Source organism: Nostoc piscinale CENA21 (assembly GCF_001298445.1).
Taxonomy (GTDB): Bacteria; Cyanobacteriota; Cyanobacteriia; order Cyanobacteriales; family Nostocaceae; genus Nostoc_B; species Nostoc_B piscinale_A.
Map to the genome: position 1 here is coordinate 1,625,688 of NZ_CP012036.1, position 12,612 is coordinate 1,638,299.

Consider the following 12,612-nt stretch of genomic DNA (forward strand, 5'->3'; position numbering starts at 1 on the left):
TGTTAAGCCAACAAACAGGCGATGGGGAATATTAAATATTCTAGAAAAAAGAGTTTCCAAATGAATTGATAGAATCGGGCGATCGCACGTTTATCTTGTAAGTCTACTGTTAAACTGCGAAACCACATACCACACAGCAATAATAAATGGGTAATCACCAAAAAGGCTGAGTTGACAGCCTCTAGCCGCAATACACCAGCCAACATCATACCCAAATAGCAGAGGGTGAGTACCCAAAGTGCCAAGTTGAATACAGATTGCGTGCCGAGTTGAATTGTAAAAGTAGAGATATTGTACAAGCGATCGCCTTCGATATCAGGGATGTCTTTAAAAATTGCGATCGCAAAGGTAAACACCAAGATAAATATCGTCAGTACCCACACTGCTGGCGGAATTAATTCTTTGCTTTGAAGTACCCAATTAAAATGCAAAAATAAACCCAAATTCACAATTGTCCCACGTACCGAAAAAATGCACAGTGCTGCCCAAAATGGAAACTGTTTCAAGCGAATTGGTGGTAAAGAATAAGCCGTACCAATTGCCAGGCTTAACGCTACCATCCCAAATAAAAACGGGCCATTTAACCAGGCAATTACTAAAGCTAAAATCCCTGTTGTAATGACAATCAATTGTCCTAAACGTCGAGAAAATTCCCCAGATGCTAGTGGTAAATGTGGCTTATTAATTTTATCTATCTCTACATCTTCTAGCTGATTTAAGCCGACAATGTAAACATTGCCACACAAGCAAGCTATCCATGCACCTAAAACTGGCAAAAGAGAATTGGAAATGGGCAATAGGAAGTCAATTCGATGATTAATGGCAATGGCAATCACATATAAACCCAAAACACTCAGACTGGTGCCAATAATTGTGTGTGGACGAGAAAATTTCCACAAGGCATATAACCAATTAAATGGCTGTGGTTTGCTTGTTAAAAGGCTGTTTTGAGAACTCTGGCGCATGAGTAGCTGAGATTAAGTATTCTGGCTTATTGTTAATCATTGTCACAGAATTAGTTGATTAACAACAGTCTTAGGTGGAATACAGTTGCTTTGATGAACATATTGAGGGATGATAAATTTCGGACTCAGCTAAAACATATCTTATATTACATAACTACCTGTAAAGTCCGTCCTTAGTCATTGGTCATTGCGTACCAGCTGATTAAAAGTCATCACAGCAACTTTCTAATTCAAGATGAATCTGAGTATTATTGCTGTCGTCAATTGTAATTAAATGCAATATCACCGCCTATTTCTATTATATTAAGTTATTAATAATACAGTATAATATCAGTAATTATTGGTAAGGATTCCAGCAATGCCATGTAAAATAAAGACTTGGTAAACTACCTGTTAGACGCAATGTATATTGGACACTAATGGATACTGGTTACGTCATCCTTAATTGACGGTATGAATTCTGTTTGAGTTTCTCCGGTGCAGAAGTTCGATGTGCAGCATTGAATGAACAACTACCAATTAACCATTCCTCTAGTAAACATAAATACTTCAAGGCTCTATGGCTAATAAATTCCATCACAAAAATAGGCGATGGCATGAGTGGGTAGGTGACAAATCATTCAACCCGATGAAACTCCTGACTTTCCCAGGTTGGCAGCGCAAGCTGAAACTGCTAGTGCCTGTGCTGATGTTAGTTTCTTTCGTGGCAGTATTGATAGTAGATGGGTTAAAACCTGCGATCGCGCAACTACCACGCCAAGAAATTCGCGGTGTATGGATGACCAACAATGATTTTAATGTTCTACGCGATCGCGCCAAGGTGCAGGAAGCTGTAAAACACCTACAACGCCTCAATTTCAACACTATCTATCCTGTGGTGTGGAACTCTGGCTATGCTATGTATCCCAGTGCAACCGCCCAAAGTGCAGGTATTCAACCTTTTATTACCCGTGGTCTAGAGGGGCAAGATATCCTCGCAGACTTAATTAATCAAGCCCATCGTCAAGGTTTGTTAGCTATACCTTGGTTCGAGTTTGGGTTTATGGCACCGCCAACATCCGAGTTAGCATTAAATCATCCAGAGTGGTTAACGCAAAAGCGCAATGGTAGCGAAACTTCTATGAGTGCGGCGGGTGAAGTTGTCTGGCTAAATCCTTTCCATCCCCAAGTGCAACAGTTCATCACCAACTTGGTGCTAGAAGTCGTCACTCAATATGATGCGGATGGTATTCAGTTTGACGACCACATGAGTTTGCCCCATGAATTTGGTTATGACAAATATACAGTAGCTTTATATACCCAAGAAACCAAAAACAATCCCCCTGCAAACCCTAATGACCCAGTTTGGGTAAAGTGGAGGGCAGATAAAATTACTGCTTTCATGGTAAGACTCAACCAAGCAGTGAAAGCTAGAAAACCCGATGCAATTTTCTCGGTGTCACCAAATTATTATGACTTTGCTTACAAGTTCCACCTGCAAGATTGGCTGGCTTGGATTAGGCAAAATATTGTAGACGAGTTAATTGTGCAAGTTTATCGCCCCAATTTCCAAAGCTTCATTGCCAACATCGGCCGCAGCGAAATTCAAGAAGCACAACAAAAAATTCCCACCGGCATCGGAATTATGGCCGGGTTGCGTAATAACCCAGTCCCAATGCAACAAATTAAGGCTCAGGTACGGGCTGTTCAAGAACGGGGTTTAGGTGTAGCCTTTTTCTATTATGAAAGTCTGTGGGATGTTGCTCCTGAAACAGTAGCAGAACGTCAGGAAGGATTTAAGCGACTGTTCCCTTATCCGGTAGTTCGCGCCAAACTCTGACAATTAGGTTGGAAGTCAGGAGTCAGAAGTAAAAAAATGCGATCGCTTGATGTGATGAACCACAATCGGGCGATCGCATTTTACTACGCTTCAATTTCAATATTCCTCACAAGTTCCTCAAATTTTAGCTGTATAAAAAATTGCACAGGTAAGATAGCTAACCCAGCTATCTCAACTACTCCTAATCTTTTAAGCACACATGGAGACAGCTATGATTCGGTTGCTTGTTAATATTTTGGTATTTGTAATTAATACTATTTATCGCGATCGCCCTTATCCTCGTTTTTATGTTTTAGAAACAGTAGCACGTGTCCCTTACTTTTCTTATCTCTCGGTGTTGCATCTTTATGAAACTTTGGGATTCTGGCGCAAAGCTGATTGGCTGAAGGTTCATTTTGCCGAATCTTGGAATGAATTGCATCACCTATTAATTATGGAATCTTTAGGTGGAGACGCATTTTGGGGTGATCGACTGTTAGCCAAAACCACAGCATTAATCTATTACTGGATTATTACTTTTTTGTATTTCTTTTCACCACGTTCTGCCTATCATTTTATGGAATTGGTGGAAAAACACGCATACAGCAGCTATCACAAATTTTTGACAGCCAACGAGGTGGAATTGAAAGCGCAATCGGCTCCATTAGTTGCAATCCGCTACTATCGTGATGGCGACTTATATATGTTTGATGAGTTTCAAACATCTCATACACTTTCCGAACGCCGTCCTCAAATTGATAATCTTTATGATGTGTTTGTGGCAATTCGAGATGATGAAATGGAACATGTAAGAACTATGGAAGCTTGCCAACAAACTAATGCACAACTGTCATTTAAGAGTCCTCATACCTTGGAAATGAAGACAGTTGCAGCTAACTTTGAAGTTGAGGTTCACTCATAAACCCCTCGGACTACCGTGGCAAGACTAAAATGTTGCATTAAATGTAGCGACTTTCAAGACAGTCGCTACATTTAATGCACTACTTTAGTGTTGAGACGCTAGTACTTCAGATTTACTTGATAAAGTATCTCTTAAATGCTTTACTGTTCGCTGCTTTCGCCAATTTCAGATTTTATTGATTGTCATTTTGCAGTCAATAATCTTTCTTTTAACTATTACTATGAAGGGCATTGTCCCCAAACAGGTGAACTGCTGAGATTACCCCGCACGGCTTTGATAGAAGCAATTGCCCGTGGCTTAATGAACTATCTTGATAGGGATGAGCGTTATGCCAATGAAGGTAAAATGTATGGTGTTTTATTAGTGGAATTGCCCAGTGGTGAACAAAGAGTTATTAAAGCTTTTTCAGGATTATTAAATAGTCAAAGTGTTGTTGAAGGCTGGGTTCCGCCAATTCCTGGTAGAGAAGCAGTGGCTTTATCAGAGGCGGAGGCTTTAACCAAATTAGAGGCAATTAAACAAGAAATTATTGCTTTACAACAATTACCAGAACAACAGCAGTATGAAATATTATCTGCGGAATTTGCACAGCAATTGCAAGTAATGAGCGATCGCCATCGGGAATGCAGATATCAACGCCAAGCCCAACGTCAAATACTGGGCGAAACACTCACAGGTGAAGTTTTCGCTTTAGCATTGGCAGAACTTGACGAAGCCAGCCGCAAAGATGGGATTGAACGGCGACAACTCAAACGTCAGCGAGATGCAGTTTTACAGCCGCTTCAACAATTAATTACCGCCGCAGATACCAAAATCAGGGAATTAAAACAACAGCGTAAAACCTTGTCTCGTCAACTCCAAACCGAAATGCACGCCGCTTACTCGCTGATGAATTTTTTTGGTCAATCCCTAACCTTACAACAATTAATGCCAGATGGTTTACCCACGGGTACAGGCGACTGTTGCGCCCCAAAATTATTACATTACGCCGCAACCCATCACCTTAAACCTTTAGCAATGGCGGAATTTTGGTGGGGGAAATCTTCTGGCGACAAAGTTCAGGGGGAATTTTATGAAGCTTGTGCAGAACGTTGTCAGCCGTTGATGGGGTTTTTGCTGTCTGGTATGAAACCTAACCCCCCACTGACGAATGTAGGTTGTTTACAATCTTGTGGGAAATGGGATGAGGGAGATAGGGGAGACAAGGGAGACAAGGAAGATAGGGGAGACAAGGGAGACAGGGGAGAAAAAATTATTTATCAAGATGAATGGCTAATTGCTGTGAATAAACCTGCGGGACTGTTATCTGTTCCTGGGCGTTATCGTGACACTCAAGATAGTGTGCTGAGTCGTTTGCGGAATTTGTTAGCTGATGGGATGAATCTTGTACCTGTGCATCGCTTGGATCAAGAGACTTCTGGTATTTTGTTGATAGCACGCGATCGCCATACTCACTCTCACCTTAGTCAACAATTCCAACAGCGACAGGTGCATAAAGTCTATGAAGCAATTCTGGCAGGCGCGGTGACTCAAAATCAAGGTGTGATTGAATTACCACTTTGGGGAAATCCGCAAAATCGTCCTTATCAACAAGTTGATTGGCAACATGGTAAACCCAGCATCACTCAGTTTCAAGTAATTGCCAAAGAAGGCGAATACACCCGCGTAGAATTTATCCCCCTCACGGGACGCACTCATCAGTTGCGGGTTCATGCTGCGGTAGGATTAGGTGTGGTAATATTGGGCGATCGCCTTTATGGATGTAATGCTGGTGCAAATCGTTTACATCTCCACGCCAGGGAACTCAGCTTTTACCATCCCCTATTAGCCAAAACTCTTCATTTACAAGCAAAAACACCTTTTTAAATCAGCGTCATCTACCATTGGTCATTTGTTCCTGGTGTTTTTTCACTGCTAATGTAATTACAAACTACCAATTGCGAGTTATATGAGATACAAACTCTTAGGCAAAAGTGGGTTGAGAGTTTCGGAACTCTGCTTGGGAACGATGACTTTTGGTGAGGACTGGGGTTGGGGTGCTTCTGTTGATGAAAGTCGCAAAATTTTTGAGACTTTTACAGAAGCAGGCGGGAATTTTATTGACACTGCAAATGGTTACACTGATGGTAGTAGTGAAAAAATTGTTGGTGAATTAATTGCCAAAGACCGCGAACGTTTTGTAGTTGCTACTAAATATTCTTTTCCTTTGCGGATGGCTGAAAAAACAGGTAATCCCAATGGTAGTGGCAACCACCGCAAGAATTTGCTGCAATCTTTAGAAGGTAGTTTAAAACGACTGAATACAGACTATATTGATTTATTTTGGTTACACGCTTGGGATTTTACAACTCCGGTTGAGGAGGTAATGCGATCGCTTGATGATGTAGTCAGGCAAGGTAAAGTTCTTTACATTGGGATTTCCGATGCACCAGCTTGGATTGTCGCTCAAGCTAATACCATCGCTCAATATCAAGGCTGGACACAGTTTGTTGCTTTACAAATTGAGTATAATTTAATTCAGCGAACACCAGAACGAGATTTACTACCAATGGCTAAAGCCTTTGATTTAGCCGTTACACCTTGGTCGCCCTTAGCTGGTGGTGTACTGACAGGTAAGTATAATAAGCCTCTGCAACCAGGAGAAGAACAAGGTAGATTGTCAAACCCAGCAATGGGTAATGTATCAGAACGCAGTATAGCGATCGCCGAAGTAGTCAGTCAAGTTGCTGCGGAAATTGGTTGTTCACCTTCGCAAGTTGCATTAGCTTGGTTACGCGCTCAAAGTGGTGTAATGATTCCCATCGTTGGCGCACGCAAACTTAGCCAATTTCAAGATAACTTGGCTTGTTTAGATATCACCTTATCGCCGGAACATCTGCAACGCCTCAACGAAGTTAGTCAAATAGAGCTTGGTTTTCCCCATGACTTCTTGCAGCTCATCCGCGATCGCCTGTTTGGTGGTACATTCAATGCGATCGATAACCATCGCCTATAAAAAAGTACTGAGTGCTGAGTTAGGAATAAGTACGCTGACTCAGCACTAATAACTGAGTATTCCCAAGAATAATCAAGATAATAAATCATTCCTGCGGAAAAACCATCTGTCTTTCGGAAGTTCCCCAAACTCAATCACTATTTGTAGACTCAATGTGTCGATCAAAAAAACGTGGAACCATGAGCGACAATAAGCAGACATCCCGACTTTATCCCTCTCGTATTGATATTCCTGCCGAAGCACGTTCTCAAATCGTAGCCATTCTCAATCAAACATTGGCAGCTACCTTAGATTTGAAAACCCAGACAAAGCAAGCACACTGGAACGTCAAAGGTACAGACTTTTATCAGTTGCATGAATTGTTTGATGAGATTGCTGGCGAATTAGAAGAATACGTTGATATGGTGGCTGAACGTGTCACCGCTTTAGGAGGCTACGCTTTCGGAACAGCGAGACTAGCGGCTAGTAACTCCATTCTGCCAGAATATCCCTTGGATATTTTGGATGGCAAAGACCATGTAACAGCATTAGCCGACCGTTTTGCATCTTACGCTAAACATATCCGAGAAGCGATCGCTAAAACCGACGACTTAGGTGATGCAGACACCGCAGACCTTTACACCGAAATTTCTCGCACCATTGACAAACGACTGTGGTTCTTGGAAGCACATCTACAAGTAGCAGAAATCAAAGCACAAAATGGCTCTGCTGCTGCTAAAACACCAGCTACAGTCAGATAAATCCTGGCAAACAAACTTCATAGTATCCTTTTAGTAAGTACGCCACTTTTTAGTGCGTACTTTTCATTTTATAGGTAGATATTCTAATATTTAAATAAGTCGAAAGGCAGCTAGATAAATCAAAATTCTCTCTGAGATTAATGATTAATTAGCAGTTCAAATCTAGCGCATCAATTTGGTAATTGCTTAACTGCATTAATTTTCATATTTCTGCACACAAGAATATTAATTATTTAGATTACCCAACCTAAATCAACTGAGGTGGATTTATGTCTCAAAATACAATTAACTATCTAATTCATGATAGAAACAATCGCGGTCGTAGCCAAACTGGTTGGCTAGATAGCTTCCATACATTTTCCTTTAGCCATTTTTACGATCCCAATCGGATGGGATTCCGCTCTCTGCGCGTGATTAACGACGATCGCATTGCGCCTGGTGCGGGTTTTCCTACCCACGGACATCGAGATATGGAAATTCTCACTTATGTACTATCAGGCGCTGTTGAGCATAAAGATAGTTTAGGTACAGGCTCAGTCATTCGTCCTGGTGATGCTCAGATTATGAGTGCGGGTACAGGAATTATGCACAGCGAGTTTAATCCCTCGCCCACTGAAGCACTCCACCTATTGCAAATTTGGATTTTACCAGATGAGCAAGGCTTGGCTCCCAGATATGAACAAAAAGCATTTCCTCTAGAAGAAAAACGCGGTAAATTACGCCTAATCGCCGCTAAAGACGGACGCGACGGTGCGGTGACAATTCATCAAGATGTGAATTTATACACCTCCGTTTTAGAAAGCGATGATGTGGTGAATTATCATCTAAAACGCGATCGCTATGCTTGGTTGCAAATAGCTCAAGGTATAGCCACACTGAACGGCGAAGAACTCAGAGCCGGTGATGGTGTGCAAATCAGTGGCGAAGAAAAACTCGAAATTAGCACCAACCTGAGTGCAGAAATTCTTCTGTTTGATTTAGGTTGATAGGACTTACGCACAAAGGTAGTCTGTTAAGAATGGGTGTAAGGGTGTGAGGGCTTGAGGCTTCGCCGTGAGCGTCAGCCGAACGGTGTAATGGTTTTGAACACCTACACCCCTACAACCTTTCACCCTTACACCCAGTTTCCCCAGATAATCTTCGTGCATAATTCCTGAAAACTACAAAGGATTAGCCTCTGTTACCACTTCTGGTAGGGGAATAAACTCTGTTTCATTCGGCACATTGGCAAAACGGTGGTCACGCCAATCTGCTTTTGCTTGTTCTATTCGTTCCGGTCGACTAGAGACAAAATTCCACCATTTGTAACGTTGACCCAACGGCTCACCACCAATCACAATACATCGAGCTTCAGTACTGGCGGAAACTTTTACCTCATAATCTGGCTCTAGAATAGCGAGGCGATATGGTTCTAGTGGTTCATTATTAATGCTCAGTCCTTCAGTAACGCTGTATACTGCTCTCTCAGCATAACCAGTCGGGACAGTAAAGTTAGCATTAGCAGAAAGTACCACATCTAAATAAAGGATAGGAGAAAACACCTTCACAGGTGAGGTATAACCAGAAGCTTCTCCAGCAATTAGTTTGATGACAGCGCCATTTTCTGACCAACTAGGGAGAGTTTCAGCCGTGTAGTGAACAAACCAAGGGTCAATTTCTTCGTACTCAACAGGTAAAGCAATCCAAGTTTGAATACCATGAATTGTAACTTCATTGGCACGGTCAAAGTCAGGCGATCGCTCTGAATGTACAATTCCCTTTCCCGCAGTCATCCAGTTAACTGCACCTGGTTGAATTTCTTGTACCACACCTAAACTATCACGGTGCATAATTGCACCATCAAATAAATAAGTCAGCGTTGCCAGATTAATATGAGGATGTGGACGGACATCAATACCTTTGTTAGCTCGTAAAACAGAGGGGCCAAGATGATCAAAAAAAATAAATGGCCCGACCATTTGGCGCTGAGGATATGGCAAACTACGGCGGGCAATAAACCCACCCAAATCTTTAACTTCTGGTTCAATTATTTGAAGTATTGCCATTTGTAATGGGGGGTAACTGGTAAATGCTGGAATTATTATATTTGATATTTGAGCATCACAGACAAGGAAGAGATGTTGCTAAATAATTTTGCATTGCTATATATGGAGCATTTCAAAGTTTGCTGAAGGAATGTAAAAAAGGCAACTTAATTTAAAATTAGCAAGTAATTCCTTTGTAGTAAGCTACTGCCAGTATTTAGCAGCTAGTTATAATTGTGCTTACTCAAGGAGTGAAAGTATGCTACAAAAAAATAAAATTAAAAATATAGTTTCTGGATTTCTCCTACTTTTATTATTTCATCTCGCATCTGCTATTTTTATTCTAATTCTTGCGGCTCTTGTACAAAGCAATTACAACTTATCTTTGAAAATTATAGTTTACGGAATATACGGTTTTGCCTTATGGCAACTTATATATGTTATTCCGTTTTGTTTGTGGCTGAAACATCAAGACAAAAACTCTCTCATGCAAGGAGTTATGTTAGGTGCAGTTATGACTTTTTTATTGTATGGGGGATGCTTTTTGTGGGTAATTTACTTTATGTATATATACTGACTTCTATTTCCCACTGTTTTGCGCCATAACTCACTTCATTGATTACTCCCTCAGCAATTTTACGGGATTAATACTCAAATTTTAAAAATCCACAAAATAATCTGGTAATTACACTATGTTTTTCTCAAAATATCGTTGTAACTTTAGAGGGGTGACAATGAACTAAAGGAAATTTCAGCTATGGGTTTATCCAATCAATTTCAAAATAAGAACGGCTTTTTAACCCAGCTACGTCATCAGCTTGATGTTGTGGAAATACGTAATGATCAGCTTGCTAGACTGTTTTGTAAAGTTATTCCTGCTCATTGTCCCTTTGAGAGAACTATATCAATTTTAGGGCGGACACTGTTTCACATTCCACCTTTGTGCAAGTTAAATCCTTTTTATGAACAAGTAGTTAGTCTGCGTTTTAAGTGTTTGATTTATCTGGCAGATGAATGCGGTGAGGATGTGACAAAATACTGTTAGATATGTAGTAATACCAAATTGATATGAAGAAGTATAGCATTCCTATTTGATATGGAAACAAAAGAGACAAAAGACACAAGGTAGACAAGGCAGAGATATTTGTAAATCATTTAGGATCACTATATTCTCTCAAAGTTTGCAGTGCAATGATGAACTTGAATCAGTATGATTACTTATTAGTACTTGATTTAGAAGCAACTTGTTGTGATCAAGGAACTATCAAACGGCATGAGATGGAAATCATCGAAATTGGAGCCGTGATGGTTGAGGCGCAGACTTTAAAAATTATCGATGAGTTTCAAACTTTTATCAAGCCAGTTCGCTATCCTAAACTGACTGAATTCTGTAAATCATTAACATCGATTACTCAGACACAGGTTGAACAAGCGCCAGAATATCCCGCAGCGATCGCTATGCTGAAAAAATGGTTATCTAATTACCCCAATGCTGTGTTCGGTTCCTGGGGAGACTATGATCACAACCAGTTTAAACAAGATAGCAAGTTTCACAATCTTCCTTTTCCAATTGCTTATCCTCACGTCAATCTCAAACAACAGTTTAGTGACAGCCAAGGCTTATCCAAGCGATACGGTATGGCAGAAGCATTGCAACTCGTCAATATAGAATTAAACGGAACTCATCATCGTGGTATTGATGATGCGAGAAATATTGCTAAACTTTTGCCTTGGATTTTGAATCGACAAAAATTGTGTAGGTAGGGAGCAGCAGGGTGCAGGGGAAAAATAACGATGTCTTCATTTGACTTGCTGAAATTATGTAGTGTCTAAGGGTATTCTTTTGTGGAAGACACTGCATTTATGGTTGAGTAATTCATGACATTACCAGATTTTCAGGTTTGCGATCGCGACATTAATGACTCTACCCTCAGTGAGTACTTAAAAGCCGAGGCGATCGCTGTTGATACGGAAACTATGGGATTATTACCACAGCGCGATCGCTTGTGTCTTGTGCAGCTGTGCAACTCGGAAGGTAAAGTCACAGCCATCCGCATCGCTAGAGGACAAACAGAATCTCCCAATTTAAAACAGCTTCTTGAAGCCAAGAATGTACTAAAGATATTTCACTTTGCGCGGTTTGATGTTGCTACTTTACGCCACAACTTAGGAATTTACGTCCAGCCTGTTTTTTGTACCAAAATTGCCAGTAAATTAGCCCGCACTTATACCAACCGTCACGGACTCAAAGATGTAGTACAAGAGTTAGAACAAGTAGAACTCGATAAAAGCGCCCAAAGTTCTGATTGGGGTAATGCGGCTAATTTAACGGAAGCACAATTAAGTTATGCTGCTAATGATGTGCGCTATTTAATTAGTGTCCAACATAAACTCAGTGAAATGCTCAAACGAGAAGAACGTTGGCAACTCGCACAAGAATGCTTTCAAGTCTTACCAACAATCGTTGCATTAGATTTATTACAGTTCAAAGATTTATTTGAACATTGATTGATATTAAGGAGGCAGGAGGACGGAGGCAGGAGGCAGGAGGGAAATTCATTACTCCGGCTTCTTTCCTACTCCCTACTCCCCATTCCCTACTCCCTACGTAAACAACTAGATTTAGGAATCAAACCCATTCCTGTATTTGACCAAAATCTAGACTTCTTTTTGCTGATTTTCGGCGTGGTTTTTCAGACGAGAGACAACATTGTAGTCATCTGCACCTGCGGGAGTTCTAGATTCAACAATACCTTCTGTTGGGCCGCCGATCGCCTTCCATGCACCTAAACCACCTTTGAGTTGAGAAACATGATCAAAACCAGCAGAACGTAGAACTTGTGCAGCTTGAGCAGATTCTTCATCATTACCACCGTAAACATAGATATCACGGCTTTTATCTAAAGATGGTACAGCCCGCTCTGCTAATTCATCAATGGGCATAGGCATTGCTCCTAGGATATGACCATCGTTATATGTCTGGCGATCGCGCACATCTAAAATTGTAAAAGCTGGTTCCCCCCATTCCAAACGAGACTTGAGAACATGAGCATCAGATACAGGCTCAATTGGTGGCTGTTGAGGAATAATACCGCCTACTAAATTATTCATAAGATATCCTTAACTGACTTTGCTAACAGCAATTTAACGAGATTCAGCTATTTGATT

Annotated in this window: 15 protein-coding genes; 10 read left to right on the forward strand and 5 right to left on the reverse strand. The window is 40.9% G+C overall.

Annotation, left to right across the window (positions count from 1 at the left end; all coding sequences use genetic code 11):
* Nucleotides 1-2: 2 nt before the first annotated feature.
* The gene (locus ACX27_RS07150) at nt 3-965 is read right to left on the reverse strand and encodes a homogentisate phytyltransferase (protein WP_062290226.1); all 963 of its coding nucleotides are present in this window, start codon (nt 963-965) and stop codon (nt 3-5) included.
* 430 nt (nt 966-1,395) lie between these two features.
* Complete coding sequence (locus tag ACX27_RS32280) at nt 1,396-1,563, reverse strand: hypothetical protein (protein ID WP_158507352.1); 168 nt, start codon at nt 1,561-1,563, stop codon at nt 1,396-1,398.
* On the opposite strand from ACX27_RS32280, the gene ACX27_RS07155 reads away from it, so the two are divergent.
* From ACX27_RS07155 to ACX27_RS07180, 6 genes are all read left to right on the forward strand, one after another.
* Nucleotides 1,525-2,784 (forward strand): glycoside hydrolase family 10-like protein, encoded by a 1,260-nt coding sequence (locus ACX27_RS07155; RefSeq protein WP_200929920.1) that lies wholly within the window; start codon nt 1,525-1,527, stop codon nt 2,782-2,784. The two genes, ACX27_RS32280 and ACX27_RS07155, sit on opposite strands and share 39 nt — an antisense overlap.
* A 211-nt stretch (nt 2,785-2,995) precedes the next feature.
* Complete coding sequence (locus ACX27_RS07160) at nt 2,996-3,685, forward strand: alternative oxidase (protein WP_062298202.1); 690 nt, start codon at nt 2,996-2,998, stop codon at nt 3,683-3,685.
* 135 nt (nt 3,686-3,820) lie between these two features.
* Nucleotides 3,821-5,551, forward strand: a complete 1,731-nt coding sequence (locus tag ACX27_RS07165; protein ID WP_062290231.1) for an RluA family pseudouridine synthase — start codon at nt 3,821-3,823, stop codon at nt 5,549-5,551.
* A gap of 82 nt (nt 5,552-5,633) precedes the next feature.
* Nucleotides 5,634-6,680 carry an aldo/keto reductase gene (locus ACX27_RS07170; protein ID WP_062290234.1) on the forward strand — a complete coding sequence of 349 codons (1,047 nt, stop codon included), beginning with the start codon at nt 5,634-5,636 and terminating at the stop codon, nt 6,678-6,680.
* A gap of 179 nt (nt 6,681-6,859) precedes the next feature.
* Nucleotides 6,860-7,420: a DNA starvation/stationary phase protection protein Dps gene (gene dps / locus ACX27_RS07175; RefSeq protein WP_062290237.1), complete on the forward strand. Its 561-nt coding sequence runs from the start codon at nt 6,860-6,862 to the stop codon at nt 7,418-7,420.
* 269 nt (nt 7,421-7,689) lie between these two features.
* Entirely contained in the window at nt 7,690-8,406 is a 717-nt protein-coding gene (locus ACX27_RS07180) for a pirin family protein (RefSeq protein WP_062290239.1), read from the forward strand.
* A 6-nt stretch (nt 8,407-8,412) separates the two neighbouring features.
* Here the strand turns inward: ACX27_RS07180 and ACX27_RS32285 are convergent, their stop codons facing one another.
* Entirely contained in the window at nt 8,413-8,568 is a 156-nt protein-coding gene (locus tag ACX27_RS32285; RefSeq protein ID WP_158507353.1) for a hypothetical protein, read from the reverse strand.
* Nucleotides 8,569-8,580: 12 nt separating this feature from the next.
* Entirely contained in the window at nt 8,581-9,465 is an 885-nt protein-coding gene (locus ACX27_RS07185) for a pirin family protein (RefSeq protein ID WP_062290243.1), read from the reverse strand.
* 238 nt (nt 9,466-9,703) lie between these two features.
* Here ACX27_RS07185 and ACX27_RS07190 point away from each other — a divergent pair, with 238 nt between their 5' ends.
* The 4 genes from ACX27_RS07190 (at nt 9,704) to ACX27_RS07205 (ending at nt 11,952) form a co-directional block, all read left to right on the forward strand.
* Entirely contained in the window at nt 9,704-10,021 is a 318-nt protein-coding gene (locus ACX27_RS07190) for a hypothetical protein (protein ID WP_062290246.1), read from the forward strand.
* Nucleotides 10,022-10,201: 180 nt separating this feature from the next.
* Nucleotides 10,202-10,489, forward strand: coding sequence for a Mo-dependent nitrogenase C-terminal domain-containing protein (locus ACX27_RS07195; RefSeq protein WP_062290249.1), 288 nt, complete (start codon nt 10,202-10,204; stop codon nt 10,487-10,489).
* Between the two features lie 146 nt (nt 10,490-10,635).
* Nucleotides 10,636-11,208, forward strand: a complete 573-nt coding sequence (locus ACX27_RS07200) for a 3'-5' exonuclease (protein WP_062290252.1) — start codon at nt 10,636-10,638, stop codon at nt 11,206-11,208.
* A gap of 114 nt (nt 11,209-11,322) precedes the next feature.
* Complete coding sequence (locus ACX27_RS07205; protein WP_062290255.1) at nt 11,323-11,952, forward strand: ribonuclease H-like domain-containing protein; 630 nt, start codon at nt 11,323-11,325, stop codon at nt 11,950-11,952.
* A 150-nt stretch (nt 11,953-12,102) separates the two neighbouring features.
* Here the strand turns inward: ACX27_RS07205 and ACX27_RS07210 are convergent, their stop codons facing one another.
* A complete protein-coding gene (locus tag ACX27_RS07210) occupies nt 12,103-12,555 on the reverse strand; it encodes a rhodanese-like domain-containing protein (protein ID WP_062290258.1) in 453 nt (150 codons plus the stop codon).
* Nucleotides 12,556-12,612 lie beyond the last annotated feature (57 nt).

Excerpts from the sequence above, each read along its gene's own strand:
- ACX27_RS07150 (WP_062290226.1), bottom strand. The coding sequence starts at position 965 with ATGCGCCAGAGTTCTCAAAACAGCCTTTTAACAAGCAAACCACAGCCA.
- ACX27_RS07155 (WP_200929920.1), top strand. The coding sequence starts at position 1,525 with ATGGCTAATAAATTCCATCACAAAAATAGGCGATGGCATGAGTGGGTA.
- ACX27_RS32280 (WP_158507352.1), bottom strand. The coding sequence starts at position 1,563 with ATGCCATCGCCTATTTTTGTGATGGAATTTATTAGCCATAGAGCCTTG.
- ACX27_RS07160 (WP_062298202.1), top strand. The coding sequence starts at position 2,996 with ATGATTCGGTTGCTTGTTAATATTTTGGTATTTGTAATTAATACTATT.
- ACX27_RS07165 (WP_062290231.1), top strand. The coding sequence starts at position 3,821 with ATGCTTTACTGTTCGCTGCTTTCGCCAATTTCAGATTTTATTGATTGT.
- ACX27_RS07170 (WP_062290234.1), top strand. The coding sequence starts at position 5,634 with ATGAGATACAAACTCTTAGGCAAAAGTGGGTTGAGAGTTTCGGAACTC.
- dps (WP_062290237.1), top strand. The coding sequence starts at position 6,860 with ATGAGCGACAATAAGCAGACATCCCGACTTTATCCCTCTCGTATTGAT.
- ACX27_RS07180 (WP_062290239.1), top strand. The coding sequence starts at position 7,690 with ATGTCTCAAAATACAATTAACTATCTAATTCATGATAGAAACAATCGC.
- ACX27_RS32285 (WP_158507353.1), bottom strand. The coding sequence starts at position 8,568 with ATGCACGAAGATTATCTGGGGAAACTGGGTGTAAGGGTGAAAGGTTGT.
- ACX27_RS07185 (WP_062290243.1), bottom strand. The coding sequence starts at position 9,465 with ATGGCAATACTTCAAATAATTGAACCAGAAGTTAAAGATTTGGGTGGG.
- ACX27_RS07190 (WP_062290246.1), top strand. The coding sequence starts at position 9,704 with ATGCTACAAAAAAATAAAATTAAAAATATAGTTTCTGGATTTCTCCTA.
- ACX27_RS07195 (WP_062290249.1), top strand. The coding sequence starts at position 10,202 with ATGGGTTTATCCAATCAATTTCAAAATAAGAACGGCTTTTTAACCCAG.
- ACX27_RS07200 (WP_062290252.1), top strand. The coding sequence starts at position 10,636 with ATGATGAACTTGAATCAGTATGATTACTTATTAGTACTTGATTTAGAA.
- ACX27_RS07205 (WP_062290255.1), top strand. The coding sequence starts at position 11,323 with ATGACATTACCAGATTTTCAGGTTTGCGATCGCGACATTAATGACTCT.
- ACX27_RS07210 (WP_062290258.1), bottom strand. The coding sequence starts at position 12,555 with ATGAATAATTTAGTAGGCGGTATTATTCCTCAACAGCCACCAATTGAG.